Source organism: Frankia sp. AgKG'84/4, from assembly GCF_023242965.2.
In the GTDB taxonomy this organism is placed as follows: Bacteria; Actinomycetota; Actinomycetes; order Frankiales; family Frankiaceae; genus Frankia.
Map to the genome: position 1 here is coordinate 1 of NZ_JALKFU020001252.1, position 2353 is coordinate 2353.

The window sequence follows — 2353 nt, forward strand, 5'->3', positions numbered from 1 at the left end:
ACGTCACGGCGCTGGACTGGGCCATGCCGCCGGTCGTGCCCGGCTGGCTCACCGGCGCCGCTCTCGACCTCGTCGCCGAGGCGTTCGCGCAGGCCGCCGAGCGGGCCGTGCCGCTGGCGGAGACCAGGTCCGGGCACGCGGACATGTTCGCCGTCCGCGCCGGCGCCACGACGTTCCGGCTGTTCGACCAGATCGCCGACGCCCTGGGGCCGCCGCTGGCCGCGCCGCTGCTCGACGAGCGGGTCGTGCGGGCGGCGCTGGCGGTGCGGCCGGCGGACCGTTCGTCCCCGGAGGAGTACAAGCCGCTGCTGAAGGAGGCGATGCGGCCGGTGGTGCCGGCGGCGGCGCTGCGGCGGCGCACCAAGGCCGACGCCTCCGCCGAGGAGCACCGCGGTCTGCGGGCGAACCGGGACGTCCTGGTCAAACTGTGCGACGACTCGCCGCTGGCCGACCTCGGCCTGATCGAACCGGCGGTGCTGCGGGAGGTCTGCCGGCGCGGTGGCGCCCCGGACAACCGGGCCGAGGCGCTGCAACCCACCATCGCGACCGACGTGTGGCTACGGACCCTGGACGGCGCCGGCCGTCCGTGACCGGCGGTGGCCGATGGCCGCCCGCCCGGCAGGAGTGATCATGGTTACGCTGCGATCCGACGTGGTGCGTGCGCCCACCGAGTACGGCGCCGTGCTGCTGCACCTCGACAAGGGCCAGTACTGGACCCTCAACCCATCGGGTGACCTGGTGCTGCGGGTGCTGCTCTCGGGCGGCGACGCCGATGCCGCCGTGGCTGAGCTGTGCTCGGCCGGCGAGGTCGAGCCGGACACCGCCCGCCGTGACGTCGACGGGTTGCTCGCCCAGCTCACCGACGTCGGCCTGGTCGACCGATGACGGCGCCGATGACCGTCGAACGGCCCGAGGTGACGCTCGCGCCGGGACGTCACCTCGCCGCGCTGCTCGCCGTGGCCGCCGCGCGGATCCTCGCCACCCGGCGCCCCGCCCGCATCCGCCAGGTCCTCGCACGCCTCGCCGCCCACGCCGGGCCGGCCGGGCGGGCCGAGGTACTCGCCGCCCGGCAGGCGGTGATGGCGGTCAGCCTGACATGTCGCGGGGCCCGTGGCTGCGTGCCGCGCTCCCTCGCGACCACCCTGCTGTGCCGGGCGGGGGGCAGCGTCCCGACCTGGTGCGTCGGCGTGCGCACCGTCGCCCCGTTCGGCGCCCACGCGTGGGTCGAGGCCGAGGGGGAGATGGTCGGCGAGTCCCTGCCGCCCGGCTATCTGCGGGCGCTGCTGCGGGTGGATCCCGGCGGCGCGCCGGCGGCCGCGGCAGCCGAGGGCGGCTGGTCTTGAGGGGCGTGCGCGAGCTGTGGGTGCTGCTGCGGGGCCGGCGCCGAGCGGTCGCCGCGGCGACGGTGCTCACCGTCATCGGTACCGGGTTCGGTGTCCTGCAGCCGCTGCTGGTCATGAAGGTGATCGACAGCGCGCAGGCCGGGGGCATCCCGCTGTGGCTCGTCGGCGCGCTGCTCGGTCTGTTCGTGCTGCAGGCGACCATCGACACCGCCGGGCACTACCTGCTCGAACGCGCCGGCCAGGGGGTGCTGCTGGGCCTGCGTCGGCGCCTGATCGACCATCTCCTGCGGCTGCGGATCCGCGTTCTCGACACCCGCCGGATGGGCGATCTGATCTCGCGCGCCAACACCGACACGACGGTGGTGCGCGAGGCCGTCGCCTACAGCTTCACCGCCCTGGTCACCAGCCTCATCGGTGTGCTCGGCGCCGTCGCCCTGATGCTGTGGCTCAACCCGTGGCTGTTCCTGCTCGTCCTCGCGGTGGTCGCGGTGGCGGCCGTGGTGGTTCTCGGTGCCCTGACGCGGATCCGCGCGGTGTCCGAGCGTGGCCAGGCCAGCGTCGGCGGGATGACGGCGGACCTGGAGCGGGCGCTGGCCGCCGTGCGCACGGTGCGCGCGAACCGGGCCGAGGACCGGGAGGCCCGACGCATCGGTGACCACGCCGACGCCGCCTACCAGGCCGGCCTGCGGATGGCCCGGCTGGACTCGATCATCGCGCCGGCCATGCAGCTCGCCGTCCAGGGCAGCGTGCTGGTCGTGCTGCTCGTCGGCGGCGTCCTGGTGGCGCGGGGAACCTCGACGCTCGGCGAACTCGTCGCGTTCCTGCTCTACGCGACGTACCTCGTCATGCCGCTGTCCCAGCTCGTCGAGTCCGCGGCGACGATCCAGCGGGGGCTGGGCGCGCTGGCCCGGGTGAACGCCGTGTTCGCCCTGCCGCTGGAGACCGACCCGATGGTGCTGCGCGGCGCGCTGCGCGGCGTCGCCGCCCGCCCGGCCGGCGCCGTCCTGCCG

4 protein-coding genes are annotated in these 2353 nt (G+C 75.5%); all 4 read left to right on the forward strand.

Annotated features, from left to right (window positions below; translation table 11 throughout):
- Positions 1–590 (forward strand): asparagine synthase-related protein (locus MXD58_RS29315; RefSeq protein ID WP_250611399.1); only part of this gene is annotated, 590 nt, incomplete at its 5' end.
- A gap of 40 nt (positions 591–630) precedes the next feature.
- Positions 631–885: a lasso peptide biosynthesis PqqD family chaperone gene (locus MXD58_RS29320; RefSeq protein ID WP_248839056.1), complete on the forward strand. Its 255-nt coding sequence runs from the start codon at positions 631–633 to the stop codon at positions 883–885.
- 8 nt (positions 886–893) lie between these two features.
- Complete coding sequence (locus MXD58_RS29325) at positions 894–1343, forward strand: lasso peptide biosynthesis B2 protein (RefSeq protein ID WP_248839055.1); 450 nt, start codon at positions 894–896, stop codon at positions 1341–1343.
- 5 nt (positions 1344–1348) lie between these two features.
- Positions 1349–2353 (forward strand): ABC transporter ATP-binding protein (locus MXD58_RS29330; RefSeq protein WP_308302075.1); only part of this gene is annotated, 1005 nt, incomplete at its 3' end.